This is a genomic window from Streptomyces changanensis (genome assembly GCF_024600715.1).
Taxonomy (GTDB): domain Bacteria; phylum Actinomycetota; class Actinomycetes; order Streptomycetales; family Streptomycetaceae; genus Streptomyces; species Streptomyces changanensis.
The window spans coordinates 5,578,609-5,604,250 of record NZ_CP102332.1; the positions used below are offsets into that span (position 1 = coordinate 5,578,609).

The window sequence follows — 25,642 nt, forward strand, 5'->3', positions numbered from 1 at the left end:
GTGGGGGTTGCGGTGGCGGCGCCCATCCAGGGTGGTGGGTGCGGCGGGGCCGGGCGGGCTCACCTCCTCGGGGTCGGCGGGCTCGGGTCCCGGCCGGGGCACCCGCGCTTCTCCGCCGACCCCTGCGGGGGCGAACCCGCCCGGCCCCGCCTACCGCCCCGGGGCGCGTGGCAGGTCGCGTCGCATGCAGACGCGGGGCCACCGGTCCAGGCCGTGTGCCGCCTCGGCGTGGCGGATGCCGCGCAGGCCGTGCGTCAGTTCCGCCGCCGCCAGTACGCGGAAGCCGATGCGGGCGTAGTACGGGGCGTTCCACGGCACGTCCCGGAACGTCGTGAGCGTCAGCGCCGGGACCCCGCGGGCGGCCGTGTCCGCCGCCAACTCCTCGATGAGGGCGCGCCCCAGGCCCCTGCGGGCGGCGTCCGGGTGGACGCTCACCTGCTCCACGTGGGCGGCACCGTCCACGTCGTCCCAGAGCAGGTACGCCAGGGCGGGGCCGCCCTCCTCGGCGACCAGGGCCCGACCGGCCGCCCGGTACTCCTCCAGGGTGGTGAGCGGCGGCGGGTCGTCGTCGGCGACGGCGTCCATGCCGAGCGCGCGGAACGGTTCGCCGGCGGCGCGTTCCACGTCCTGGAGGCGCGGCAGGTCGGCGTGCCGGGCGGGGCGGATCCGCACGTCACGCCCCCCGCGCGAGCAGGTCGTCGGCGGGCGAGTTGACCGGCTGGGGCGTGCCCGTGAGGTCCATGACGAACAGGGGCAGCCCCACGCCGTCGGCGCGGGCGCGGGCCTTGTCCTCGTACCCGGCGAGGGAGAAGCACACGGCCACCGCCGCCGCCGCGAGCCCCTCCAGCCACAGGCACTCCACGGCGCGCAGGGCGACGGGCCGGGTCGTCGGGTCGACCTGCGCGACCAGACCGGGGCCCCGCAGCTCGATGCCGGACGACACGGCCGCGCGACGCTCCTCCGGCTGGACGACCTCCCGGAATCCGAGCCACCGCAGATACAGCGCGGCGGTGGTGACCGCGTCCCGGGCGGTGCGGATGGTGACCGGGTGGAAGGCGGGGCGGGCGACAGGCGGGGGAGGGGGCGGTACGGGGGCGGTGTGGACCGTGGAGACGCCCGTGGTGGACGCGGTCGCCTCGGGGGGTCCGGACGGTTCCTGGCCGGGGGGCGGCCCCGAGGCGCCGGCGGTGGTGTCCGGGGCGGTCGCAGGGCCTGGCGCGTCGGGCCCGGTCGTGTGATCACCGGTCGTCTCGCGTCTCGTCGCGCCCGTGCCCGGGGGGTCGAAGCGCACGGGTCCGCCGAGTCTGCTCGGGTTCGTCGTGGTGACCGGCCGTACCGGAACCCGCAGGACCGCTCCGCAGGGGCAGCCGAGCTCCGGCTGCGGCCACTGGCCCAGCCGACGGCAGGCACCGCAGCGGACGGTGACCCACTCGTCCGTCCAGGTGCGGTGCGTGATGGGCTCGGCGGGGGCGCCGCGCATCACGGGAGGGGCCACCGGCGCGCCGCACGCGCACGGGTAGACGGGCGCTGTGTACGCGTGTGCGCGGCGGCAGGCCGGGCAGCGCACCGGCACGTTCTCTCCCACGGCGATCGGCCCCCTTCTTCGCGTCCCCCATGGTCCACCACGCGCGCGTGCTTGGGGAGGCATTCGGCCATCCCTTGACGGGTTCCGGGGACCCGGCCTACATTGCTTCCGTATAACAGAAATAGTATTCCGCATTACGGAAGACGAGAACGGATCGACGCTCTCAGGTGGCGCGACAGAGCCGGATCCGCCAGGCCGAAGCAGGAGCACCCATGCCTCGAATGACCGCCGCCCGAGCGGCAGTTGAGATCCTCAAGCGCGAAGGCGTCACCAACGCGTTCGGTGTGCCGGGCGCGGCGATCAACCCCTTCTACAAGGCCCTCCAGCAGGGCGGCGGGATCGACCACACCCTCGCTCGCCACGTCGAGGGCGCCTCGCACATGGCCGAGGGGTACACCCGCACCCACCCGGGGAACATCGGCGTCTGCATCGGGACGTCCGGCCCCGCCGGCACCGACATGATCACCGGCCTGTACTCGGCCATCGGTGACTCGATCCCGATCCTCTGCATCACCGGCCAGGCCCCCACCTCCGTGATCCACAAGGAGGACTTCCAGGCCGTCGACATCGCGTCGATCGCCAAGCCGGTCACCAAGGCGGCCACCACCGTCCTGGAGGCCGCGCAGGTCCCCGGCGTCTTCCAGCAGGCGTTCCACCTGATGCGCTCCGGACGCCCCGGGCCGGTCCTCATCGACCTGCCGATCGACGTCCAGCTCACCGAGATCGAGTTCGACCCCGACACGTACGAGCCGCTGCCGGTCTACAAGCCGGCCGCGACCCGGGCGCAGATCGAGAAGGCGCTCTCCCTCTTCCTGGAGTCGGAGCGCCCGGTCATCGTCGCGGGCGGCGGCATCATCAGCGCCGACGCGTCCGACCTGCTGGTCGAGTTCGCCGAGCTGACGAACACCCCGGTCATCCCGACCCTCATGGGCTGGGGCACCCTCCCCGACGACCACGGCCTGAACGCCGGCATGGTCGGCGTCCAGACCTCGCACCGCTACGGCAACGCGAACTTCCTGGAGTCGGACTTCGTCCTTGGCATCGGCAACCGCTGGGCCAACCGCCACACCGGTTACAAGCTCGACGTCTACACCCGGGGACGCACGTTCGTCCACGTCGACATCGAGCCCACCCAGATCGGCAAGATCTTCGCCCCGGACTACGGCATCGCCTCCGACGCCAAGGCGGCCCTGGAGCTCTTCGTCGAGGTCGCCAGGGAGCTGAAGGCGGCCGGCAAGCTCCCCGACCGCTCCGCCTGGGTCGCCTCCACGCAGGAGCGCAAGGCGACCCTGCTGCGCCGCACGCACTTCGACGACGTGCCGCTGAAGCCGCAGCGCGTCTACGAGGAGATGAACCGGGCGTTCGGCCCCGAGACCCGGTACGTCACCACCATCGGCCTCTCCCAGATCGCCGGCGCGCAGATGCTGCACGTCTACAAGCCGCGCCACTGGATCAACTGCGGCCAGGCCGGGCCGCTCGGCTGGACCATCCCCGCCGCGCTCGGCGTCGCCAAGGCGGACCCGGAGGCCCAGGTCGTCGCGCTCTCGGGTGACTACGACTTCCAGTTCATGATCGAGGAACTGGCCGTCGGCGCGCAGCACCGCATCCCGTACGTCCACGTCCTGGTCAACAACTCCTACCTGGGTCTGATCCGCCAGGCGCAGGCCGGCCTGGACATCAACTTCCAGGTGAACCTGGAGTTCGAGAACCTCAACTCCCCGGAGCTCGGCGTCTACGGCGTCGATCACGTCAAGGTCGTCGAGGGCCTCGGCTGCAAGGCGATCCGCGTCACCGAGCCGGACCAGCTGCTGCCGGCCTTCGAGGAGGCCAAGAAGCTGGCCGCCGAGTACCGGGTTCCGGTCGTCGTGGAGGCGATCCTGGAGAGGGTCACGAACATCTCCATGAGCCGCACCATGGACATCAGCGACATCACGGAGTGGGAGGAGCTCGCCACCGAGCCCGGCCACGCCCCGACGGCGGTCCGTCCGCTCGCCTGACGCCCGCCCGCAGAGGCGCACACGGCCCCCCTCCCGGTACACCGGGGCGGGGGCCGTTCGCCGTGCCATGGCCGGGGCGGACGGGGGTAGCCGTAGGGCATGGCCGAGATTGTGGACGCGGACGAACTGCTCCGGCGAGTGAGGGTCGCCCGGGACTGGGCCCGGGACGAGGAGGAACGGGCGGCCGACGCGACGGCCGCGACGGCGTACCGCGCGGTGCGCGAGGTTCTGGACAGGCTGATCGACCCGAGCCTCCGGTCCGACCACTGACGTACCGCCCCGCCACCGCGGCGGCACGGGCACCGTCGAGGAGCCCTCCCGCGGCGGGCCGGCGCGCCCCGCCGGTGTCGCGCCCCCGTACCGCCACCCGGCGGTCCGTGGGCCCGCACGCACGGGCGGTGGGTCGTGGCTCGACCGATGCCGGTCCGGTGGGGGTGCCGGTACGAGCCCTCGGGTGCGGCCGGCGGCGCGGCGGTCCTCGGGCGGGGCCGGCGCGACCGTCCCGGGCCCCGGCGTGCGGAAGGCGCCCGCCCGAGGGGGCAGCGGACATGACAGCGCGCCCCCCGCCGGAGCGGGGGGCGCGCAGGGTGGAGACCGTCCGACGGTGCGAGGCTGGCGCGACAGGACGTTCGCGCCGCCGGACGGCATCGGTGGGGGAGGTTCGTGGGACCGCGGCGGCGACCCCGGGTTCCGGGCGGCCTCCCTTCAGGTCAAGGAGGCGACCGGATCCGCTCACCACCGCACTGGTGTGTACACCGCCGCGGCCCTCACCTGTCCGTACCCGCGGCCACCCCTCATCCGGGCCACGGTCCGGACCGCGTACGGCGGCCGACCTCCCGTCAGCCTCCGTACGCCGTCATCGCGTCGACGAAGTCGGCGCTCAGTCCTCGCGCAGGGCGCGGACGACCTCCTCCACGCGCCGGCCGTACTCCGGGTCGGCGGCGTGGAAGTGGGCGAGGTTCTTCTCGACGACGTCCTCGCGGGAGACCTGGGACAGGCCGCCGGCGATGTTCGCGACGAGGCGGGCCCTCTCGTCCTCGGACATCAGGCGGTACAGCTCGCCCGCCTGGAAGAAGTCGTCGTCCTTCACGTGCGCCGGTGCCGCGTGGGTGCCGGTGTACCCGGCGACCGCCAGCGGGGCGGAGAGCGCCGCGTCGGTCTGCGCGGGGCCGGCGTAGGAGTTGGGCTCGTAGTTGCGGTCCTGGCGGGCACCGTTGCGGGTCGACATCAGGCCGTCGCGGCCGTAGTTGTCGGCGCCGCCCGGGAGAGCCTTCGGCGAGTTGACCGGCAGCTGCGTGTGGTTCACGCCGAGGCGGTAGCGCTGGGCGTCCGCGTAGGCGAACAGGCGGCCCTGGAGCATCTTGTCCGGGGACGGGCCGATGCCGGGGACGAAGTTGTTCGGCGAGAACGCGGCCTGCTCGACCTCGGCGAAGACGTTGTCCGGGTTGCGGTCGAGGACGAGGCGGCCCACTCGCCGCAGCGGGTAGTCGGCGTGCGGCCACACCTTGGTCAGGTCGAACGGGTTGAAGCGGTACTCCGCCGCCTCGTGCGCCGGCATGATCTGCACGTACAGCGTCCAGGAGGGGTTCACACCCCGCTCGATGGCCTGGAGCAGGTCGGTCTGGTGCGAGTTGGCGTCCTGGCCGACGACCTCGGCGGCCTGCTCGGACGACAGGCAGCGGATGCCCTGGTTCGTCTTGAAGTGGTACTTGACGAAGAAGGCCTCGCCCCGCGCGTTCGTCCACTGGTAGGTGTGCGAGCCGTAGCCGTTCATGTGGCGGTACGAGGCGGGGATGCCGCGGTCGCCCATCAGCCACGTCACCTGGTGCGTCGCCTCGGGGGCGTGCGCCCAGAAGTCCCAGACGTTGTCCGGCTCCTGCTTGCCCGTGAACGGGTCGCGCTTCTGCGAGTGGATGAAGTCGGGGAACTTGATCGGGTCCTTGATGAAGAAGACCGGGGTGTTGTTGCCGACGAGGTCGTAGTTGCCCTCCTCGGTGTAGAACTTCACCGCGAAGCCGCGCGGGTCGCGCACCGCGTCCGCGCCGCCGAGCGAGTCGGCGACGGTGGAGAAGCGGAGGAACAGCTCGGTGCGCCGGCCGACCTCGCCGAGGAAGTGCGCCCGGGTGAAGGCGGTGACGTCGTCGGTGACCTCGAAGTGGCCGTACGCGCCGGACCCGCGGGCGTGGACGACGCGCTCCGGGATGCGCTCCCGGTTGAAGCGGGCGAGCTTCTCGATCAGGTGCTGGTCCTGGATGAGGAGCGGGCCACCGACACCGGCGGTGGCGGAGTTCTGGTTGTCGGCGACCGGGGCGCCGGACTCGGTCGTAAGCACGCGCTTCGCCATTTTCGTCGGTTGACCTTCCGTGCGGAGCTGCTGGCGGGTGCTCAGGAGCGTAGGGACGCCCCGAGGAGAACGTCAACAGTTTGTTGAAAGCGGAGAAAGGGATTCCGGACGGCACCGGCGCCTGGGCGCGACAGGACAGGTGTCAGCGCCGGCGCCGTCCGGAAGTCTGGCCCGACCCGGGCCGGTCAGGAGCGGGGATCCGGGTCGGGGGAACGGAGGGCTGCGGGTCAGACCTGGGCGCCGGAGAGGCGCTCGACCGCGCGCAGCAGGGCCGAGTGGTCCAGGCCGCCGTCGCCCTGGGCGCGCAGGGAGGCGACCAGCTGGGCGACCACGGCGCCGACCGGCAGGGCGGCGCCGACGTTGCGGGCCGCGTCGGTGACGATGCCCATGTCCTTGTGGTGCAGGTCGATCCGGAAGCCGGGGGCGAAGTCGCGGTCGAGGAAGTTGTCCTTCTTGCGCGTCAGCACCGTGGAGCCGGCGAGGCCGCCGTTGAGGACGTCCAGGGCGGCCCTCAGGTCGACGCCGGACTTCTCCAGGAAGACCACGGCCTCGGCGCACGCCTGGATGTTGACCGCGACGATCAGCTGGTTGGCGGCCTTCACCGTCTGCCCCGACCCGTGCGGGCCGCACAGGACGATGGTCTTGCCGAGCGCCTCCAGGACCGGCAGCGCCGCGTCGAAGTCGGCCTGCTCGCCGCCGACCATGATGGAGAGCACGGCCTCGATGGCGCCGGCCTCGCCGCCGGACACGGGGGCGTCCAGGACGCGCACGCCCTTGTCGGCGGCGGCCTTGGCGAGGTCCACCGAGGTCTGCGGCGTGATCGACGACATGTCGATCAGCAGCGTGCCCTCGCGGACGTTCTCCAGGATGCCGTCGGGGCCGTAGGCGATGGCCTCGACCTGCGGCGACGCCGGGACCATCGTGATGACGACGTCCGCGTCGCGGACGGCCTCGGCGATCGACGCCGCGGCGGTGCCGCCGGCCTTGGCCAGCCGGTCCAGCTTCTCCCGCTCCAGCGTGTAGCCGGTGACCTGGTAGCCCGCCTTCAGCAGGTTCTCGGACATGGGGGAGCCCATGATGCCGAGTCCGATCCACGCGACCTTGGGGAGGGTGGTCATGAGGGTTCCTCTTTCCGTGCTCGTAACGGGGGTCAGTCGGCGGCGCGCAGCGGGCGGGGCAGCCAGTCGAAGGCGTCCGCGCCGGGGCGGTCGCCGGACTTGTACTCCAGGCCCACCCAGCCGTCGTAGCCGGCGCCGCGCAACCGCGTCAGCAGGCCGGAGAGGTCGAGGTCGCCGGTGCCCGGAGCGCCGCGGCCCGGATTGTCGGCGATCTGGACGTGGCCGGTCTTCGCCGCGTACGCGTCGATCACCGCGTCGAGGTCCTCGCCGTTCATCGACAGGTGGTACAGGTCCAGCAGGAACTTCGCGTTGCCCAGGCCCGTCGCCTCGTTGACCCGGTCGACGACCTCGACCGCGGCCGGGGCGCTCACCAGCGGGTAGCGGGGCGACTCCGGCTTGTTCAGGGCCTCGACCAGCAGGGTCGCGCCGATCCGGTCGGCCGCGCGGGCCGCCAGGACCAGGTTCTCCAGGGCGAGCGCGTCCTGCGCGGCCGGGTCGACGCCGTCGACGCGGTTGCCGTACAGGGCGTTGAGCGCGGTGCAGCCGACCGAGGCGGCGAAGTCCGCGGCCACGTCGACGTTGGCGCGGAAGCGGTCCGACTCCTCACCCGGTACGGACAGGGCGCCGCGGTCCGGGCCGGGCAGTCGCCCGGCGTAGAAGTTCAGGCCGACCAACCGGGTGCCGGCGTCGTCCAGCGCCTTCTTCAGCGCGTCGAGCTCGCCGCGCGGGGGCGTCGGGGTCTCGATCCAGGGCCACCAGAGCTCCACCGCGGTGAAGCCGGCCGCGGCGGCGGCCGCGGGGCGCTGCAGCAGCGGGAGCTCGGTGAAGAGGATGGACAGGTTCACATCGAAGCGCTGGGCCTTGCCTGCGTCTTCCGAGAAGCGGGCCATGAGGGCGGCGCTCCTTCCGTATTGCGGAAGTTGGTTTCTGCGTGATGGAAGAGTGCAAGTGGAACGCGGTCCTTGTCAAGGGGCACCCGCCAGGTGGACGTCGCCGCGCGCGGCGTTACCGTGAGCCCATGGAGCGATTGAGGGTCGAGTTCACGACCGAACCGTTCGACCTCGACGAGGCGCCCGCGCACGCGGTCGTGGCGCGTGAGGTCATCCAGGGCGCCCAGCTGGACGCCGTCGACGTGGGGCCGTTCGGCAACACCGCCGAGGGCCGCCCCGAGGCGGTGCTCGCCGCCGTGGACGCCCTGCTGCGCCGCTCCCTGGAGGCCGGGGCGACCCGGGTCTCGCTCCAGGTGAACGTCATCGGGAAGGGCGAGCGGTGACCGCGCCGGGCGACCACCCGCTGGTCACCGCCGTGAAGCCGCTCGTCGACGCCATGGGCGGCCGGGTGCTGGCGCCCGCGGAGGCGGGACCCGACGACGTCGTGCTCGCCTGGGAGGGCGAGGAGGTGATCGCCGTACGACTGCCCCAGCTCGCCGACTCGCTGGAGCACATCCTGGCCGCCCTGGAGCGGCGCCACGGGATGCCGCTGTCCGCGCTCGACCGCAAGGCCAAGCAGGAGGTCGTCCGCGGCCTGGAGGCGCGCGGCGCCTTCTCCGTGCGCCATGGCGTCGAGACGGTGGCCGGCGCGCTCGGCGTCAGCCGGTTCACCGTGTACAACTACCTGAACAGGGAGAACGGCACCAAGGGCAAGTAGAACACCGGCCGTCGTCCGGGTGTCCGGGCGACGGCTTTCGTGTCACAGGATTTTCAACAAAGTGTTGACGCGGCGTCGCCGCAGGGCGTTAGCTATCCGCAGCCCGTCCGACGACAGCGAAAAACAGCCACGGAGGCTCCCGTGACTTCGAGTACCTCGACACCGGGCCTCTCCCGGTTCAACACCTTCCCGGACGGCGACGCCCTCGCCGCCCTGCACGAGGTGTGCGCCAGCTCGACGTGGGGGTCCAAGCTCCTCGCCCAGCGCCCCTACGCCACCGCCGAGGACCTCTTCCGCGCCAGCGACGCCGCCACGGCGGAGCTGACCGCCGAGGACCTGGCCGAGGCCATGGCGGGGCACCCCCCGATCGGCCGGCCCAAGCCCGGCGACCCCACCTCCGCCCGCGAGCAGCGCGGCATGGCCGGGGCCTCCGAGGAGCTCAGGGCCGAGATGCTCGAACTGAACCTGGCCTACCAGGAGAGGTTCGGCCACGTCTTCCTCATCTGCGCCACCGGCCGGACCGGCGAGCAGATGCGCGACGCCGTCCGCGAGCGGATCGCGCACACGCCCGAGCGCGAACGGGAGATCGTCCGCGTCGAACTGGGGAAGATCAACAGGATCCGGCTCAACCGTCTGGTGGAGGAAGGCCCCGCATGAGTACCGACACGACCGCATCGGTGTCCACGCACGTCCTGGACACCAGCGCCGGCCGCCCCGCCGAGGGCGTCGCCGTCTCCCTCGCGGCCCGCGCCGGCCGCGCCGCGGAGTGGGTGGCGCTCGGCGGCTCCGTGACCGACGCGGACGGGCGGTGCAAGGACCTCCCGGCCCTGCCGGAAGGCACGACCCACGTACGCCTGGACTTCGAGACCGAGGCGTACTTCGCCAAGAAGCAAGCCGAGGCACAGCAGGACGCCCCCGCGACACGGGACAGCGGCGTGTTCTTCCCCGAGGTGGCGATCACCTTCGCCGTCGTACCGGGCGAGCACTACCACGTACCGCTGCTGCTCAACCCGTTCGGCTACTCCGTTTACCGAGGGAGCTAGCAGCCACCATGCCCACGATTCTCGGCCAGAACCAGTACGGAAAAGCAGAGAACCGCGTCGTGAAGATCACGCGGGACGGCGCGACCCACCACATCAAGGACCTGAACGTCTCCGTCGCCCTCTCCGGCGACATGGACGACGTCCACTACTCCGGCTCCAACGCCCACGTGCTGCCGACCGACACCACCAAGAACACGGTGTACGCGTTCGCCAAGGAGCACGGCATCGAGTCCGCCGAGCAGTTCGGCATCCACCTGGCCCGCCACTTCGTGACCAGCCAGGAGCCCATCCACCGGGCCCGGATCCGGATCGAGGAGTACGCCTGGGAGCGGATCGCCACGTCCGACGCCAACTCCAAGTTCATCGGCGCCGACGAGGTCAAGCACTCCTTCGTCCGCAAGGGCCAGGAGACCCGCCTCACCGAGATCACCTACGACGGCGAGAAGTGGCAGGTCATCTCCGGCCTGAAGGACCTCGTCGTCATGAACTCCACCAACTCGGAGTTCTGGGGCTACGTGAAGGACCGGTACACCACCCTCCAGGAGGCGTACGACCGCATCCTGGCGACGCAGGTGGCCGCCCGCTGGCGGTTCAACTGGACCGACGACGAGCAGCGTTCGCCGAACTGGGAGAAGTCCTACGAGCAGGTCCGCAAGCACATGCTCCAGGCCTTCGCCGAGACGTACTCCCTGTCGCTCCAGCAGACGCTGTACCAGATGGGCGCGCGCATCATCAACAACCGCTCGGAGATCGACGAGGTCCGCTTCAGCCTCCCGAACAAGCACCACTTCCTCGTGGACCTGGAGCCCTTCGGCCTCAAGAACGACAACGAGGTCTACTTCGCGGCGGACCGCCCGTACGGACTGATCGAGGCGACCGTCCTGCGCGACGGCGTGGACGCCCTCATACCCGTGGACATGACCAACCTCTGACACCCGCGCACGGCCGTCCGCCCCACCCCTGCGGGCCGGGACGGACGGCCGGCCGGACACCCCGACTTCACCCCCTCGGCACCCGCAGCCGCCAGGCCGCGGCACTCAAATCCTCCCAGGGCCCTGCCGTGCCCACCCTCGTCACCCGAGACCCAGAAGGACGCACCATGGCACCTTCGGCAGCCCAGCGCATCGTGATCGAGAACTGCGCGATCGCGACCGTCGACGCCCAGGACACCGAGTACGCCTCGGGCCACGTCGTCATCGCGGACAACAGGATCGAGTCGATCGGCGCGGGACGGGCCCCCGAGGGCCTCGCGGACGTGGTCCGCCGGATCGACGGGACCGGCCACCTCGTCACACCGGGCCTGGTCAACACCCACCACCACTTCTACCAGTGGATCACCCGCGGCCTCGCCACCGACCACAACCTCTTCGACTGGCTCGTCGCGCTCTACCCCACCTGGGCACGGATCGACGAGCAGATGGTCCGCGCGGCCGCCCAGGGCTCCCTGGCGATGATGGCCCGCGGCGGCGTCACCACCGCCATGGACCACCACTACGTCTTCCCCCGCGGCTCCGGCGACCTGTCCGGCGCGATCATCGGGGCCGCCGCCGACATGGGCGTGCGCTTCACCCTCGCCCGCGGCTCCATGGACCGCAGCGCCAAGGACGGCGGCCTGCCGCCGGACTTCGCGGTCGAGACCCTCGACGGCGCCCTCGCCGCGACCGAGGCGACCGTCCGCGCGCACCACGACGCCTCCTTCGACGCGATGACCCAGGTCGCCGTCGCCCCCTGCTCCCCCTTCTCCGTCTCCACCGAACTGCTCCGGCAGGGCGCGGAACTCGCCCGCCGGCTCGGCGTGCGCCTCCACACCCACGGTTCGGAGACCGTCGAGGAGGAGAAGTTCTGCCACGAGCTGTTCGGCATGGGCCCCACCGACTACTTCGAGTCGACCGGCTGGCTCGGCGAGGACGTGTGGATGGCCCACTGCGTCCACATGAACGACTCCGACATCGAGGCGTTCGCCCGGACGCGGACGGGCGTCGCACACTGCCCCTCCTCCAACGCCCGCCTCGCCGCCGGCATCGCCCGCGTCCCCGACATGCTGAAGGCCGGCGTACCCGTCGGCCTCGGCGTCGACGGCACCGCCTCCAACGAGTCCGGCGAACTCCACACCGAACTGCGCAACGCCCTCCTCGTCAACCGGCTCGGCGCCCACCGCGAAGCCGCCCTCACCGCGCGCCAGGCCCTGCGCCTCGGTACGTACGGGGGCGCCCAGGTCCTCGGGCGGGCCGACCAGATCGGCTCCCTGGAGGCCGGCAAGCTCGCCGACCTCGTGCTGTGGAAGCTGGACACGCTCGCCCACGCCTCCATCGCCGACCCGGTCACCGCGCTGGTCTTCGGCGCGGCCGCGCCGGTCACCGCGTCGTTCGTCAACGGCCGGCAGATCGTCGAGGACAATCGCCTGCTGACCGCCGACGAGGACGCCATCGCGCGTTCCACCAGGGACGAGGCCCGGCGTCTCGCCCGTATCGCCGCCCAGGGCTGAGCCCCGGCGTCGATCCACGAAGTCCGGCCGGGGGGGACGGCCCCCGGCCGGTCACCGCGGACCCGAGCGGGGTCCGCGGGAGCCCGACCGGGGGGTGCCGTACCGCATCGGGTACGTCACCCCCCGGGACGGTCCCGGGCGCCCGCACGCGCACGCACCTCCGCGGCCACCCGGCCGACGAACCGCGGCCGTACCTCCGCACTCCGCACCGGCCCCACCCCCGCACCGCCGTGCACCACCACCTCCGCGCACCCCTGCCCGCGCACCTCGCGCCCCACACCCGGGCCCCGCGCCCCGCAACCCCTCGCCCCCTCAGCGGTGACCCCTCGCCTCCGCACACCCCCTCAGCCGCACCTCCGCACCCCCTCACCGACCTCCCGCATCACCTCAGCACCTCCCTGAAACCCGTGTCACACCGCCGACGCGTTAACCGACCGGAGGAACCGCCGTGGCCGCCATGCCCAGGTCCCACAACGATGCAGGCAACCAGACCCCCGCCCCCAGCCCCGACCCCCACGCGTCCGACTCCTTTCCCGACGCGTCGCTCACCCCCGACCCCCTCGACCCCGGCTCCGCCCCCGCGGGCGGCAGGCACCCGGTCGACGAGACGCTCCCGCCCCTGCGGATGGTCACCAGCGGCCTCCAGCACGTGGCCGCCATGTACGCGGGCGTCGTCGCCCCGCCCCTGATCGTCGGCGCGGCCGTCGGCCTCTCCGCCACCGAACTGACCTTTCTCACCGGCGCCAGCCTCTTCACCGCCGGCCTCGCCACCTTCCTCCAGACCCTCGGCGTCTGGAAGATCGGCGCCCGGCTGCCCTTCGTCAACGGCGTCACCTTCGCCGGCGTCGCCCCCATGCTCGCCATCGTCGACACGACGGACGACAAGGCCGACGCGCTGCCCGTCATCTTCGGCGCGATCATCGTCGCCGGCCTGCTCGGCTTCGTCGCCGCCCCGTGGTTCAGCAAGCTCGTCCGCTTCTTCCCGCCGGTCGTCACCGGCTCGGTCATCACCCTGATCGGCGTCTCGCTGCTCCCCGTCGCCTTCGGCTGGGCGCAGGGTCCGAACCCCGCCGCCGACGACTACGGTTCCACCACCTACCTCGGCCTGGCGGCGGCGACCCTTCTGATCGTCCTCCTCATACGCCGGTTCACCCGCGGCTTCGTCAAGCAGGTGGCCGTCCTCATCGGTCTCGTCCTCGGCACCCTGCTCGCCATCCCGTTCGGCGTCACCGACTTCACCCCGGTGCTCGACGCCGACCTCGTCGGTTTCCCCACCCCCTTCCACTTCGGTGCCCCGCAGTTCGCCGTCGCCGCGATCGTCTCCATGTGCGTGGTGATGCTCGTGTCCATGACGGAGTCCACCGCCGACATGCTGGCGCTCGGCGAGATCGTCGAGCGGCCGGCCGACGAGCGGACCATCGCCGCCGGACTGCGCGCCGACACACTCGGCTCGGCGATCAGCCCCCTGTTCAACGGCTTCATGTGCAGCGCCTTCGCCCAGAACATCGGCCTCGTCGCGATGACGCGGATCCGCAGCCGCTTCGTCGTCGCGGCGGGCGGCGGCTTCCTCGTCCTCATGGGGCTGTGCCCCGTGGCGGCGTCCCTGATAGCCGTCGTACCGCGCCCCGTGCTCGGCGGCGCGGGCGTGGTCCTCTTCGGGTCGGTCGCCGCGAGCGGCATCCAGACCCTGGTCAGGGCGGGTCTGGAGAAGGACAACAACGTCCTCATCGTGGCCGTGTCGTTGGCCGTCGGCATCATCCCGATCACGGCCCCGGAGTTCTACCACGCGTTCCCGGAGACCGCGAAGATCATCCTGGACTCGGGGATCTCGACGGGCTGCGTCGCCGCCGTCCTGCTGAACCTCGTCTTCAACCACCTCGGAGGCCCCGCCCGCCGTGACTCCGACGAGGTGACGGCCCCGATGGAGCCGGGCGACGACATCACCGAATCCCGCGTCACGAAACCGGCGCCGGCGCACTGACCCCCGCCCCGGGGGCGGGTACCGGACCCCGGTACCCGCCCCCTTGCGGGTCCGGCCCCGCGCGTCCTTGTCGCGCGGGGCCGGGACCGTACGTCCTACGGGGCGGAACCCGGACCTGCCGGTCCGGCCCCATCGGCCCGGGCCGGGCTCAGCCGGCGGGCGGTCTGCCCTCCCACGCCATGAGGTTGCTGAACAGCTCCGCCTGCTCGATCGCGTCGTCCAGGGCGTGGTGGGTGTGCCGGCGGCTCGACAGCAGCTCACGCGGCATCGTCCGCTTGGCACGGCGCGCAGCGGCACGCGCGCCTTCGTCGCGTACAGCGTCTTCATGTCCAGGCACCCGGAGTGCCCGAACGGGCTGCCGCCGGTGAACCGGATCAGGTACCAGTACAGGAACGTCCAGTCGTACGACGCCGGATACCCGCACATCACCGGCTGCGCACCGTCGCTCACCTGCCGCACCCAGGTGGTGAACTCCCGCATCGCGCCCCCCGGTTCGGCACCCTCGATTCGCAGGCGGTCACGGTCGAGGCCGCTGACGGCGAGCGCCTCCGGTACGAAGTCTTCCGCGACCGGCCGCAGTTCGCGGTAGAAGGTGGTCGCCTCGGGGTCCGCGGGCGTGTACCCGTCGGCGTCCTGCCGTCCGGCGACGGCGGCGCCGACGCTGAGCATGGAGTAGGGGCCGGGGATGGGGCCGTCGGCCTCGATGTCGACGGAGACGTACAGACTGGGGCGCGTGCGGTGGGCCATGGACCCGGAGCATGCCAGGCCCGCCGGCGCCGATCCCACCGAATATCCGACCGTGCCCCGGCGCGGTTCACGGTCGCCCACCCCGGCCCGAGCGGCGCGCGCACTCCTCGGCGAGCCACGGGTAGGCCGCCGCGATGGCCCCGTACACCCGCTGCCGCAGCAGCCGCTCCGCCTCGGCCCTCCCCGTCGCGGCGAACAGCCCGTCGAGGAGCCGGTCGTACGACCGCAGCGCGTGGCGCAGATACGCCACCTGCCAGCGCAGCAGGGCACCGGCGCCCTCGTCCGCCCCCGCGCCCCCGACGTGCCGCCGGTACCCCGCCGCCCGCCGCTCCAACTCGGCGCGAGGCAGCACCGGTACGTGGATCGGCTCCGCGCGCAACACCGCCAGGACCGCGCCGCGCCGCCGCAGCGCGGCGATCCGCATAGGCTTCCAGCCCCGGCGCCCCTCCGGCCCGCGCGCACACCGCGAACTCCCGCGTCCGCTCCACCGCCTCCACCCGGGCCAGCAGGTACAACCGCACCAGCGGCCCGGGCCCGCGCCGCGCCCGCCCCTGCACGTCCGGCTCCCCGAGCAGGTCCCGCACCATCCCGTCGGTCCACCCCCGCCCGCGCAGCCCCTCCAGCGACACATACGTGCAACGGTCCGTCACCACGACCCCCCGTCTCGTTACTCAACGTGACGGATACAGTGAACACCGCACCACTGACAACCGCCCGTGCCGGAGGTGGAGCCGGGCCGCCCGGCCGTCGGCGGCCCGAGCCGCGCGGGGTCGGGGGTGCGCCGGGCCGGGGGGCGCCGGGCCGGAGCCGCGCGGGACGGGGGCGGATTCGGGAACGGTCCCGCCCCCGGCGCCGGGTGGCGTCGGGGGCGGGGTGGGGCGGGGTCGGGCTGGGGGAGGGCGGGGGAGCGGGCCCGTCGGCTGCTGTGCGGGTCAGTCGACGAGCTGTTCGTAGGCGGGGAGGGTGAGGAAGTCGGCGTAGTCGTCGTCCAGGGCGACCTTCAGCAGCAGGTCGTGGGCCTGCTGCCAGCGCCCGGAGGCGAACGCCTCCTCGCCGAGTTCGGCGCGGATCTCGGCCAGTTCGGCGGCGGCGACCTCGCGGGCCAGCTCCGGCGTGGCGCGGCGGCCGTCCTCGAAGACGACGCCGGCGTTGATCCACTGCCAGATCTGGGAGCGCGAGATCTCCGCCGTGGCCGCGTCCTCCATGAGGTTGAAGATGGCGACGGCGCCGAGGCCGCGCAGCCACGCCTCGATGTAGCGGATGCCGACCTGGACGGCGTTGACGAGGCCGGCGTAGGTCGGCTTGGCGTCCAGGGCGTCGATGGCGAGGAGGTCGGCGGCCTTCACGTCGACGTCCTCGCGCAGGCGGTCCTTCTGGTGGGGCCGGTCGCCGAGGACCGCGTCGAAGGAGGCCATCGCGATCGGGACGAGGTCGGGGTGGGCGACCCACGAGCCGTCGAAACCGTCCCCGGCCTCGCGGTCCTTGTCGGCCTTGACCTTCTCGAAGGCGACCTTGTTGACCTCGGCGTCCTTGCGGGACGGGATGAACGCCGCCATCCCGCCGATCGCGTGCGCGCCGCGCTTGTGGCAGGTGCGGACGAGGAGTTCGGTGTACGCGCGCATGAACGGGGCCGTCATCGTCACCGCGTTGCGATCGGGGAGGACGAACCGGGCGCCGCCGTCGCGGAAGTTCTTGACGATCGAGAAGAGGTAGTCCCAGCGGCCGGCGTTCAGCCCGGAGGCGTGGTCGCGCAGCTCGTAGAGGATCTCCTCCATCTCGTACGCGGCCGTGATCGTCTCGATGAGGACGGTCGCGCGGATCGTGCCCCGGTCGACGCCGAGGTAGTCCTGCGCGAAGACGAACACGTCGTTCCAGAGGCGGGCCTCCAGGTGCGACTCCGTCTTCGGGAGGTAGAAGTACGGGCCCTTGCCGAGGTCCAGCAGCCGCAGGGCGTTGTGGAAGAAGTAGAGGCCGAAGTCGACGAGGGCGCCGGGCACGGGGCGGCCGTCGACGTGCAGGTGGCGCTCCTCCAGGTGCCAGCCGCGGGGCCGCATGACGACGGTCGCCAGCTCCTCTGCGGGGCGCAGCGCGTACGACTTGCCGGAGCGCGGATCGGTGAAGTCGATCCTCCGTTCGTACGCGTCGATGAGGTTGAGCTGGCCGAGGACGACGTTCTCCCAGGTGGGGGCGGAGGCGTCCTCGAAGTCGGCGAGCCAGACCCGGGCGCCCGAGTTGAGCGCGTTGATGGTCATCTTGCGATCGGTCGGACCGGTGATCTCCACGCGGCGGTCGTCGAGCGCGGCCGGTGCCGGGGCGACCTTCCAGCTGTCGTCCTCCCGGATGTGGGCCGTCTCCGGGAGGAAGTCGAGCGTGCTGGTGCGGGCGATCTCGGCGCGGCGCTCGGCGCGGCGGGCGAGGAGCTCGTCGCGCCGCGGTGTGAACCGCCGGTGCAGCTCCGCCACGAAGGCCAGGGCGGCGTCGGTGAGGACCTCCTCCTGCCGGGGCAGGGGCTCGGCTTCGACGATGGCCAGCGGAGACGGCGCTGGTGCGGACATGAGCTGTCACTTCCTTCAGCGGGCTTGCGAGGGCGGCGGTGCCGGCGGCCGCCGGGCCCATACGCGGGTGGCACGGAGTGCCCCATGAGCCGCGGTGCGGTCGCGGGCGCCTGTGGACGGACAGGTGCTTCTGATCAGTGGATAGTAGTTTCCTCATAGTGGAAGTTCAATGGTTTGTTGATGTCGAGATTCTTTGGCTCGACACAACGTGGCGCTCGGTGCCTCGGCGCGCACGGCGTGTTCACGCCGGCCCCTGCCGGGGCGCGCCCTCACCCCTACCCCTCCAGCCGCGCCAGATCCGCCTCCGTGTCGATGTCGTACGGGTCGGCCACGTCCTCGCACGGGACGAGGACGACCTCCGCCTCGTGCGCCCGCAGGTAGGCGCGGGCGCCCCGGTCGCCCTCCGCGCTCCGCGCCACCCCCGCCCACCGGTCGGCGCCCAGCAGCACCGGGTGCCCCCGCCTCCCGCCGTACGACGCCGAGGCCAGCGACCCGGGCCCGCGGTACGCGCCCACCACCCGCGCCATCGCCTCCGCGCCGATCCCCGGCTGGTCGACCAGCGCGACCAGCGCCGCGTCCGCCCCGCCGCCCGCCAGGGAGGCGAGCCCGACCCGCAGCGACGAGCCCATGCCCTCCTCCCAGTCGGGGTTGCCGACCAGCACGCACCCCTCCAGCGCCGCCCGCTCCCGCACGGCCCGCTCCGCGGCGCCCAGCACCACGTGCACCACCCCGCAGCCGGCCGCCCGCAGCGCGGCCACCGCGTGCTCCACCAGCGGCCGCCCCCGGTGCTCCAGCAGCGCCTTCGGGCGCCCCCCGAGCCGCCGCCCGCCGCCCGCCGCGAGCAGCAGACCGGCGGTCAGGGGAGGTGCGGCCGGACCCGGCCCGGGAACGATCGTCGTCATGCCGTCCATGAGGAAGGAATACCGCACCTGCCGACGCGTGGAGCCCAGGCGCCACGCTTGGATAGGGTGCGGTTCCGGCACACGAGTGCCGCCGACGTACGCACACGGCGCGCGTGAAGTCCTTTTCAGGAGACATGGATTGATGAGTGGTGGTCCGCACCATGGGGGAACCGTCTTCCAGCCGCTGGAGGAGGATGACCCGCGCTCCGTCGCGGGATACCGGCTCGCCGCCCGGCTGGGCGCCGGCGGCATGGGCAAGGTCTATCTGTCGTACACACCGGGCGGGCGCCCCGTCGCCATCAAGGTGATCCGCCCCGACTTCGCGCAGGACGCCGAGTTCCGGCGCCGGTTCGCCCAGGAGGTGCAGTCCGCGCAGCGCGTGCAGGGCCTCTACACGGCGCCCGTCATCGACGCCGACACCGACGCGCGCGAACCGTGGCTCGCCACCGCGTACGTCCCCGGCCCCTCGCTGGCCGACGCGGTGCAGAAGCACGGCCCGATGCCCGTCGACACCGTGCTGCTGCTCGTCGCCGGCATCGCCGAGGCGCTCCAGGTCATCCACGGCGCCGGGATCGTCCACCGCGACCTCAAGCCGGGCAACGTCCTGCTCGCCTCCGACGGCCCGCGCGTCATCGACTTCGGCATCGCCCGCGCCGCCGACGCGACCTCCCTGACCAGCAGCGGCGTCACCATCGGCACGCCGGCCTTCATGGCGCCCGAGCAGGCGGCCGGCAGCACGGTCACCCCCGCCACGGACGTCTTCGCGCTCGGGCAGGTCGCCGCGTACGCCGCGCTCGGCAGCCCCGCGTTCGGCGAGGGCACCTCGCACGGCGTGCTGTACCGCATCGTGCACGAGGAGCCCTCCCTCGACGGACTCCCCGAGCAGCTGCGCGAGTTGACCACGCGCTGCCTGGCGAAGGACCCGGCCGAGCGGCCCTCCGTCGCCGAGGTCCTGTCGCTGTGCCACCGGGCCAGCGACCAGACGGCGTTGCGCCGCCCGGAGGAGTGGCTGCCGGGGGCCGTCGCCGCCGACATCACCACCCGCGCGGCGGCCCCCGCCCCCGCCGCGGCCACCACCCCGCCCCCGCCGGCCACACCGCCCGGAGCGGCGGCGACGGCGCACGCGGGCCGGCCGGGGCAGTCGGTACAGCCGGGGCAGGGCATGGGGGGCGGTGCCGCGCCCACGCACCCGGCCACCGCCCACGCCGCGCCCTCCGCGCCGCCCCAGGGCTTCGGCCCGCCGCAGACCGTGGGCCCCGGCCACCAGCCGACGCCCCCGCCGCAGCACCACACACCCCCGCCGCACCCGTACACGCACCCGGTGGTGACCGGAGGCCCGTACGGGCCCGACGGGACCGGGCCGACGCCCCCGGTCCAGCCCAAGCGCACGTCCCGCGCCGGCCTCATCGCCGTCGCGGCGATCGTCGCCTTCGCCGTCGCGGGCGGCGCCACGGCGTACGCCCTGCTGAAGGACCGCGGGGACGGCGGCGACCGCGCGCAGGGCGGCGACCGGGTCTCGACCGCGCCCGGCACACCGTCCGCGAGCACCGGCACCGGCACCGTCGGCGAGGGCGACCAGACCGGTGACGGCACCGGGACGGGCGCCGACGCCGGCGCGGACGGCTCGGCGGCGCCGGACGGAGGCACCACGGGAGGCGCCCCCGCAGCGCCGCCGGCACCCGTCGAGTACCAGGGCATCGACCTCACCTCGGGGTACGAACTCGCCCTGGTCGACCACCCGGTCAAGCCGAAGAAGGAAGGCGGCGACCTCCACTACGGCGTCTCCGGCATCTCCACGTCGAGCGGTGGCGGCGGCCGTCTCGTCCTGCTCCGCACCGGCCAGGAGGGCAGCCTGGACACCTGCCTCAAGGAGACCCGCTACGCCAACTTCATCGACGACGACCAGCTGACGCGCGGCTCGCGGGTCTGCCTGCAGAACGGCGCGGGCGACGTCGCCCTCCTGACGGTCAAGGGCTTCTCCCCGGAGTCGGACCCGAGCGACTACATCAGTCTCGACCTCACGGTGTGGCGCGGCGCGATGGACGGGGAGCAGTCGAGCTGACCGTGACCGGGGACGCCGATCCGAGGGTCGTGCGGCTCGGTGCCGCCGTCTCCCGGCTGCGGCGCGAACTGGCCGCCGTGCGCGGCGAGCTGGCCGACCGCGGCATCGCGGAGGAGGAGCTCGCCGCGCTCGCCGCGATGGCCGTCGGCGGGCTGCCGCCGGAGCCGCGCCGGCTGCGCCGGTCGCTGCTGCTGGTCGCGGGCGCGATCGGCTCGGTCAGCGCCCTGGCGCCGGCCCTGGGTGGGGTGCGCGAGGCGATCGACGACTTCGGCGACGGCCCCCGTACCGGTACCGGTACCGGAACCGTGCCCTGAGCCGGGCCCTGAGGCGGCCCGAGCCGGGCCCTGAGGCGGCCCGAGCCGGGCCCTGAGGCGGCCCGAGCCGGGCCCTGAGGCGGCCCGAGTCGGTCCCTGAGGCGGCCCGAGTCGGTCCCTGAGGCGGGCGGGCGTCGTGCGTCGTCCGGCCCCAGCGGGTCTCAGGCCCCAGCGGGTCTCGGGCCCCCGGCCCCGTCCGCTGCGCCCGGGGAGGTCCGTGGGTTTCTGCGGTCCGGTCTCGGGGGTCGGGGCCGCGGTGGGTCACCTTCTCGGGGTCGGCGGCCTCGGGTACCGCGGAAGTGAACCCGCTGTCGCCGCCGACCCCTGCGGGGGCGACCCACCACGGCCCCTCCCGACGTTGTGGTCCGGTGGTCCGGTGGTCCGGTGGTCCGGTGGTCCGGTCCTCCGGTGGTCTGGTGGTGGGTGGTTCGCGGTTCGGTGGGGTCAGCGGCGCAGGAGGCCCCGGGCCCGGGCCTCCGCCACGGCCGCCGTACGGGACTCGACGCCCAACTTGGCGAAGACGTGCACCAGGTGCGACTTCACGGTCGCCTGGCTCAGGAACAGCCGCCGGCTGATCTGCTGGTTGGACAGCCCCTCACCGACGAGCCCCAGCACTTCCAGCTCCCGCCGCGTCAACGTCCGCGCGGGCGCCCGCATCCGGTGCATCAGCCGGTGGGCGACCGCCGGGGCGAGCGCCGACCGGCCCGCCGCGGCCGTGCGCACCGCCGCCGCCAGCTCCTCCGGCGGCGCGTCCTTCAGCAGGTAGCCGCTGGCGCCCGCCTCCACCGCCGCCAGGATGTCCGCGTCGGTGTCGTACGTGGTGAGCACCAGCACCCGCGGCGCGCCGGCGCGCGCCGTGATCGCGGCCGTCGCCGCCGAGCCGTGCATGCCGCCCGGCCCGAACTGCAGGTCCATGAGGACGACGTCCACCCCGCCCGCCGCGGCCCGCTCCACGGCCGCCTCCGCCGTCGCGGCCTCGCCCACCACCGTGAAGTCGGCCTCCGTGTCGAGCACGGCGCGCAGCCCCGCGCGGACGACGGGGTGGTCGTCGGCGAGCAGCAAGCGGACGGTCACGACGCCCCGCCCGCCGGCGGCGCCGGCGCCGTTACGGGCGTCGGCGGCAGGGGCAGGGGCAGGGCGACCGCCACAGCCGTGCCCTGACCGGGCGCCGACTCCACCGCGAACGTACCGCCCAGCGACTCGGCGCGGGCCCGCATCGCGGGCAGGCCGAAGCCGCCCTCCGCCGAGGGGGCGCCGGGGGAGCCGGGGTCGAAGCCCGCGCCGTCGTCGACGACGTCCAGGGTGACGGAGGCGTCCATGAAGGTGAGGGTGACCCCGGCGCGTCCCGCCCGCGCGTGCCGCACGGTGTTGGCCAGCGCCGACTGGGCGATCCGCAGCAGCGCCACCTCGTACGGCGTGGGCAGCGGGACGGGGGTGCCGCTCAGGGCGAACCGCACCCGCGGACCGTCGTCCCCGACCGCGGCGCCGGGCTCGCAGAGCCGCCGCAGCGCCGCCACCAGCGAGTCACGCTCCAGGCTCGGCGGGGCGAGCGCCCGCACGAAGCGGCGGGCCTCCGCCAGGTTGTCCTGCGCGGCCCGCCGGGCCCGCTCGATGTGGGGCGCGGCGGGCGCCCCGGGCGGCAGGGCGCGTTCGGCGGCCCGCAGCAGCAGGTGGATGGAGGACAGGCCCTGGGCCAGCGTGTCGTGGATCTCGCGGGCGAGGCGTTCCCGCTCGGCGAGGGTCCCGGCGTGGCGCTCGGCGGCGGCGAGACCGGCGCGCGTCGACACCAGCTCCTCGATCAGCTGCCGTCGCCGCTCGTTCTCCCGGTACAGCGCCTGGTAGCCCAGCACCGTCGCCACCGCCACCGCGGCCCCGAGCGGCGGCCCCACGAACACGCCCGGGCTCACCGGCGCCCCGTGGGCCACGTACGCGAGGACCGCCGCGCCCGCCGTGGCCGCCACGGCGGGCAGCGCCCGGCGGACCGGCAGCAGGTGCAGGTGGAGGAAGTACAGCGGGAACGCCGCCCACAGCCCGTCCGGCGTCAGGGCCAGCAGCACCAGCCACGTCGCCCCCAGCGCGCCGAGCCACACCGTCGCGGCCGACCGCGAGGAGCGCACGGAGCGCAGGGAGGGGCCCGCCCCGTACACCGCGCCCATCAGGGCCGCCGCCCCCGTGACCGCCACGGCCCGGGCCGTGTCCCCGCCCGCCACGGCCCGCACGGCCGCCAGGGCGAGCAGGCCCGCCATGAGCAGGTGCAGACCCGCGCGCAGGACCCGTGGGGCGGGTACGCGCACGTCCGGGGCGGGCGCGCGGGGGCTCGGCTCGGCCGTGTCCGCCACCGGTGCGGGGGCGTCCCGGTCCGGCGCGGGGGCGTGGGCCCGCGCGGCCGGGGCGCCGGGGTGCACGGCAGGAGTACGGGGGCGTGGGTCCATGGCCCGTCCAGCGTAGGCCGCCCGGGTGGGCGCGCCCTCAACCGAAAGTTCGATTCGGCCCCCATCCGCGGCGCGATGCCCGGGGCGCGGGCCGCCGACAGTCTGGTCGTCATGTTCGTGGCATGGAGGGACCTGAGATTCGCCAAGGGGCGGTTCGCGCTGATGGGTACGGTGATCGTGCTGCTCACCCTGCTCGTCGGGCTGCTGTCGGGGCTGACGGCCGGGCTCGCCCGGGAGAACGTCTCGGCGATCACCGGACTGCCCGCCGACCGGCTCGCCTTCGGGGCGCCGCCGGCCGGCGGGGAGCTGTCGTTCACCGCGTCGGTGGTGCCCGAGGGCGCCTGGCGGACCTGGGCGGGACGGCCGGGGGTGACCGCCGCCGAACCCGTGGGCATCAGCACCGTGAACGCCTCAGCGGGCGAGCGGGCGGCGGCGGTCTCCGTCTTCGGCACGCGGCCGTCCGCCGGAATCGCCCCGCGCGGCGACCGGCTCGACGACGGGCAGGCGGTGCTCTCCACGGCGGCGGCCGAGGAGTTGGGCGTCCGCCCGGGGGACGCCGTGCGCGTGGGGCGGGACCGCCGGCTGACCGTCGCCGCGGTCGAGGGTGACGCCTCGTACAGCCACACGCCGGTCGTGTGGACCTCGCTCGACGACTGGCGGGGCCTCGGCGGCCCGGCCGAGGAGGGCGCCACCCTCGTCGTGCTGCGCGGCTCCGGCGTCGACTACGCGGCCGGCGACCGGGCCGCGGGCACGCGGAGCCGCACCGTCGACGAGTCGCTGACCGCGCTCGGCTCGTACCAGGCGGAGAACGGCTCCCTCCAGCTCATGCGTGGCTTCCTCTTCGTGATCTCGGCGCTCGTGACCGGGGCGTTCTTCACCGTGTGGACCATCCAGCGCGCCGGGGACGTCGCCGTGCTGAAGGCCCTCGGCGCCTCCACCGGCTACCTGCTGCGCGACGCGCTGGGGCAGGCCGTGGTGGTGCTCGTCGCCGGCACGCTGCTCGGTACGGCGCTCGCCGCCGCGGCGGGCGCGCTCATCGGCGGCGGCGTGCCGTTCGTCCTGGAGCCGCTGACCGTCCTGGGCCCCGCCGCCGTGATGGTCGTGCTCGGCCTGCTCGGCGCGGCCCTGTCCATCCGGCGGATCACCGCCGTCGACCCCCTCACCGCGCTGGGGAGCGCCCGATGACCCTCTTCCTGGACGACGTGACGCTCACCTACCCGGACGGCGAGGCCCGGCTGACGGCGCTGGACGCCGTGGGCCTGCGGGTCGGCGGGGGAGAGCTGGTGGCCGTCGTGGGCCCGTCGGGGTCCGGCAAGTCCAGCCTCCTGGCGGTGGCGGCGACGCTGGTGACACCGGACGCGGGCCGGGTGGTCGTCGACGGGGTCGACACCGGGACGCTGGACCGCACCGGCCGGGCGGCGCTGCGCCGCGAGCGCGTCGGCATCGTCTTCCAGCAGCCGAACCTGCTGCCGTCGCTCACCGCGGTCGAGCAGCTGGAGGTGATGGCGCACCTGGCGGGACGGCGCGGCCGGGACGTGCGGCGCAGGGCGCTGGAGCTGCTGGACGCGGTCGGGCTCGCGGACCGGGCCGGGCGGCGGCCGCACCAGCTGTCGGGCGGGCAGCGGCAGCGCGTCACCATCGCGCGGGCCCTGGTGAACGACCCGGCGGTGCTGCTGGTCGACGAGCCGACCAGCGCGCTCGACCACGAGCGGGGGGCCGCCGTACTGGACCTGCTGGCGGGGCTGACCCGCAGCCGGGGCACGGCCACGCTGCTGGTGACGCACGATCCCGCGCACCTGGCCCTCGCGGACCGCACGGTCACGGTCCGCGACGGCCGGCTGACGGCCGCGGTACCGGGGCACTGAGCGCCGGCCCGGCCCACCGCGCGTACGGCAGTCGCCCCGCTCGCCGAGGCGGGGCGGGGCGTGTGTCGTGTTGTCGGCGGTCGCTGCGGGCGCGGACCGGGGTGTCAGGAGGTGCCCTGCGGCCGCGTCCAGGTTTCCAGGTCGCCCAGGGCCGCGGTGGAGTCGCCGAGCATCGGACGCAGGTGGTCCCCGGTGTCGCCGCCGGCCCCGTGCCCTCGGGGCGAAGCGGGGTGCCTGGTCGGGCGGGTCCGTCGTAGGCGGGGTCGAGCTCTTCGCAGGTCACCCGTTGGAGGAGGTCCCACCGGTTCTCGTGGTGCTCTTCCCACTGGTGCTCCGAGCCCGCGGGGTGGCCGGCGGCGAGCAGGGCGGCGTGGGCGGGGCGGTCGCCCTGCGCGAAGCGGGGGTAGGCGCGCAGGCCGGGGGAGGGGGGCGAGAGGTCAGAACCGCACCGCCGGGCCGGTGCCGACGCCCGGCCCGGGCCGTCACCGCGGGCCGGCCGGGCCGGGACGCCGCTGCCGGCGCCGCTCTCCGGCTCCCGGTCATGACCCCGACCGGAGGCAGAGGG

The 25,642-nt window shown here is 74.0% G+C and carries 24 protein-coding genes; 13 read left to right on the plus strand and 11 right to left on the minus strand.

From position 1 onward, the window contains the following. Nucleotides 1-150: 150 nt before the first annotated feature. Entirely contained in the window at nt 151-672 is a 522-nt protein-coding gene (locus tag NRO40_RS24350; protein ID WP_058940233.1) for a GNAT family N-acetyltransferase, read from the minus strand. A gap of 1 nt (nt 673) precedes the next feature. Continuing rightward, nucleotides 674-1,480 (minus strand): hypothetical protein, encoded by an 807-nt coding sequence (locus tag NRO40_RS24355; RefSeq protein ID WP_306674885.1) that lies wholly within the window; start codon nt 1,478-1,480, stop codon nt 674-676. A gap of 317 nt (nt 1,481-1,797) precedes the next feature. Here NRO40_RS24355 and gcl point away from each other — a divergent pair, with 317 nt between their 5' ends. Both gcl and NRO40_RS24365 read left to right on the plus strand, forming a co-directional pair. Next, nucleotides 1,798-3,582 carry a glyoxylate carboligase gene (gcl, locus tag NRO40_RS24360; RefSeq protein WP_107114972.1) on the plus strand — a complete coding sequence of 595 codons (1,785 nt, stop codon included), beginning with the start codon at nt 1,798-1,800 and terminating at the stop codon, nt 3,580-3,582. A 99-nt stretch (nt 3,583-3,681) separates the two neighbouring features. Next, on the plus strand, nt 3,682-3,852 hold the full coding sequence (locus tag NRO40_RS24365; protein ID WP_198549244.1) for a hypothetical protein: 171 nt from the start codon (nt 3,682-3,684) through the stop codon (nt 3,850-3,852). Between the two features lie 610 nt (nt 3,853-4,462). On the opposite strand, the gene NRO40_RS24370 is transcribed toward NRO40_RS24365, so the two are convergent. From NRO40_RS24370 to NRO40_RS24380, 3 genes are all read right to left on the minus strand, one after another. Continuing rightward, the gene (locus NRO40_RS24370) at nt 4,463-5,926 is read right to left on the minus strand and encodes a catalase (RefSeq protein WP_058940230.1); all 1,464 of its coding nucleotides are present in this window, start codon (nt 5,924-5,926) and stop codon (nt 4,463-4,465) included. Nucleotides 5,927-6,153: 227 nt separating this feature from the next. Next, on the minus strand, nt 6,154-7,044 hold the full coding sequence (locus NRO40_RS24375; RefSeq protein WP_058940229.1) for a 2-hydroxy-3-oxopropionate reductase: 891 nt from the start codon (nt 7,042-7,044) through the stop codon (nt 6,154-6,156). Between the two features lie 32 nt (nt 7,045-7,076). Beyond that, on the minus strand, nt 7,077-7,934 hold the full coding sequence (locus tag NRO40_RS24380; RefSeq protein WP_058940228.1) for a TIM barrel protein: 858 nt from the start codon (nt 7,932-7,934) through the stop codon (nt 7,077-7,079). A 128-nt stretch (nt 7,935-8,062) separates the two neighbouring features. On the opposite strand from NRO40_RS24380, the gene NRO40_RS24385 reads away from it, so the two are divergent. The 7 genes from NRO40_RS24385 (at nt 8,063) to NRO40_RS24415 (ending at nt 14,200) form a co-directional block, all read left to right on the plus strand. Next, the gene (locus NRO40_RS24385) at nt 8,063-8,317 is read left to right on the plus strand and encodes a hypothetical protein (protein WP_058940227.1); all 255 of its coding nucleotides are present in this window, start codon (nt 8,063-8,065) and stop codon (nt 8,315-8,317) included. Continuing rightward, the gene (locus tag NRO40_RS24390) at nt 8,314-8,691 is read left to right on the plus strand and encodes a helix-turn-helix domain-containing protein (RefSeq protein WP_058940226.1); all 378 of its coding nucleotides are present in this window, start codon (nt 8,314-8,316) and stop codon (nt 8,689-8,691) included. Before NRO40_RS24385 ends, NRO40_RS24390 begins: the two co-directional genes overlap by 4 nt. Nucleotides 8,692-8,832: 141 nt before the next feature. Beyond that, complete coding sequence (gene uraD, locus NRO40_RS24395) at nt 8,833-9,348, plus strand: 2-oxo-4-hydroxy-4-carboxy-5-ureidoimidazoline decarboxylase (RefSeq protein WP_058940225.1); 516 nt, start codon at nt 8,833-8,835, stop codon at nt 9,346-9,348. Then, complete coding sequence (gene uraH, locus NRO40_RS24400) at nt 9,345-9,734, plus strand: hydroxyisourate hydrolase (protein ID WP_058940224.1); 390 nt, start codon at nt 9,345-9,347, stop codon at nt 9,732-9,734. Before uraD ends, uraH begins: the two co-directional genes overlap by 4 nt. A gap of 8 nt (nt 9,735-9,742) precedes the next feature. After that, the gene (gene pucL, locus NRO40_RS24405) at nt 9,743-10,666 is read left to right on the plus strand and encodes a factor-independent urate hydroxylase (RefSeq protein WP_058940223.1); all 924 of its coding nucleotides are present in this window, start codon (nt 9,743-9,745) and stop codon (nt 10,664-10,666) included. A gap of 167 nt (nt 10,667-10,833) precedes the next feature. Next, complete coding sequence (locus tag NRO40_RS24410; RefSeq protein ID WP_058940222.1) at nt 10,834-12,219, plus strand: 8-oxoguanine deaminase; 1,386 nt, start codon at nt 10,834-10,836, stop codon at nt 12,217-12,219. Nucleotides 12,220-12,844: 625 nt separating this feature from the next. Beyond that, a complete protein-coding gene (locus tag NRO40_RS24415; RefSeq protein WP_058940271.1) occupies nt 12,845-14,200 on the plus strand; it encodes a nucleobase:cation symporter-2 family protein in 1,356 nt (451 codons plus the stop codon). Nucleotides 14,201-14,348: 148 nt separating this feature from the next. Here the strand turns inward: NRO40_RS24415 and NRO40_RS24420 are convergent, their stop codons facing one another. From NRO40_RS24420 to NRO40_RS24435, 4 genes are all read right to left on the minus strand, one after another. Continuing rightward, a complete protein-coding gene (locus NRO40_RS24420) occupies nt 14,349-14,468 on the minus strand; it encodes a 3'-5' exoribonuclease (protein WP_232790918.1) in 120 nt (39 codons plus the stop codon). Nucleotides 14,469-15,014: 546 nt separating this feature from the next. After that, the gene (locus tag NRO40_RS24425; RefSeq protein WP_232790917.1) at nt 15,015-15,371 is read right to left on the minus strand and encodes a hypothetical protein; all 357 of its coding nucleotides are present in this window, start codon (nt 15,369-15,371) and stop codon (nt 15,015-15,017) included. A 508-nt stretch (nt 15,372-15,879) separates the two neighbouring features. Next, nucleotides 15,880-17,502: a malate synthase A gene (aceB, locus tag NRO40_RS24430; protein WP_058940221.1), complete on the minus strand. Its 1,623-nt coding sequence runs from the start codon at nt 17,500-17,502 to the stop codon at nt 15,880-15,882. 275 nt (nt 17,503-17,777) lie between these two features. After that, entirely contained in the window at nt 17,778-18,404 is a 627-nt protein-coding gene (locus NRO40_RS24435) for a nucleotidyltransferase family protein (RefSeq protein WP_058940270.1), read from the minus strand. Between the two features lie 142 nt (nt 18,405-18,546). On the opposite strand from NRO40_RS24435, the gene NRO40_RS24440 reads away from it, so the two are divergent. Together NRO40_RS24440 and NRO40_RS24445 are read left to right on the plus strand one after the other, a co-directional pair. Next, nucleotides 18,547-20,466, plus strand: a complete 1,920-nt coding sequence (locus NRO40_RS24440; RefSeq protein ID WP_058940220.1) for a serine/threonine-protein kinase — start codon at nt 18,547-18,549, stop codon at nt 20,464-20,466. 2 nt (nt 20,467-20,468) lie between these two features. Then, entirely contained in the window at nt 20,469-20,780 is a 312-nt protein-coding gene (locus NRO40_RS24445; protein ID WP_058940219.1) for a DUF5955 family protein, read from the plus strand. A 444-nt stretch (nt 20,781-21,224) separates the two neighbouring features. On the opposite strand, the gene NRO40_RS24450 is transcribed toward NRO40_RS24445, so the two are convergent. Further along, nucleotides 21,225-21,854: a response regulator gene (locus NRO40_RS24450; protein WP_058940218.1), complete on the minus strand. Its 630-nt coding sequence runs from the start codon at nt 21,852-21,854 to the stop codon at nt 21,225-21,227. Next, nucleotides 21,851-23,026: a sensor histidine kinase gene (locus NRO40_RS24455; RefSeq protein ID WP_257375583.1), complete on the minus strand. Its 1,176-nt coding sequence runs from the start codon at nt 23,024-23,026 to the stop codon at nt 21,851-21,853. Before NRO40_RS24455 ends, NRO40_RS24450 begins: the two co-directional genes overlap by 4 nt. 297 nt (nt 23,027-23,323) lie before the next feature. On the opposite strand from NRO40_RS24455, the gene NRO40_RS24460 reads away from it, so the two are divergent. Together NRO40_RS24460 and NRO40_RS24465 are read left to right on the plus strand one after the other, a co-directional pair. Next, nucleotides 23,324-24,397, plus strand: coding sequence for an ABC transporter permease (locus NRO40_RS24460; protein ID WP_058940269.1), 1,074 nt, complete (start codon nt 23,324-23,326; stop codon nt 24,395-24,397). Beyond that, nucleotides 24,394-25,077 carry an ABC transporter ATP-binding protein gene (locus tag NRO40_RS24465; RefSeq protein ID WP_058940217.1) on the plus strand — a complete coding sequence of 228 codons (684 nt, stop codon included), beginning with the start codon at nt 24,394-24,396 and terminating at the stop codon, nt 25,075-25,077. The genes NRO40_RS24460 and NRO40_RS24465 overlap by 4 nt, the downstream gene beginning before the upstream one ends. Nucleotides 25,078-25,642 lie beyond the last annotated feature (565 nt).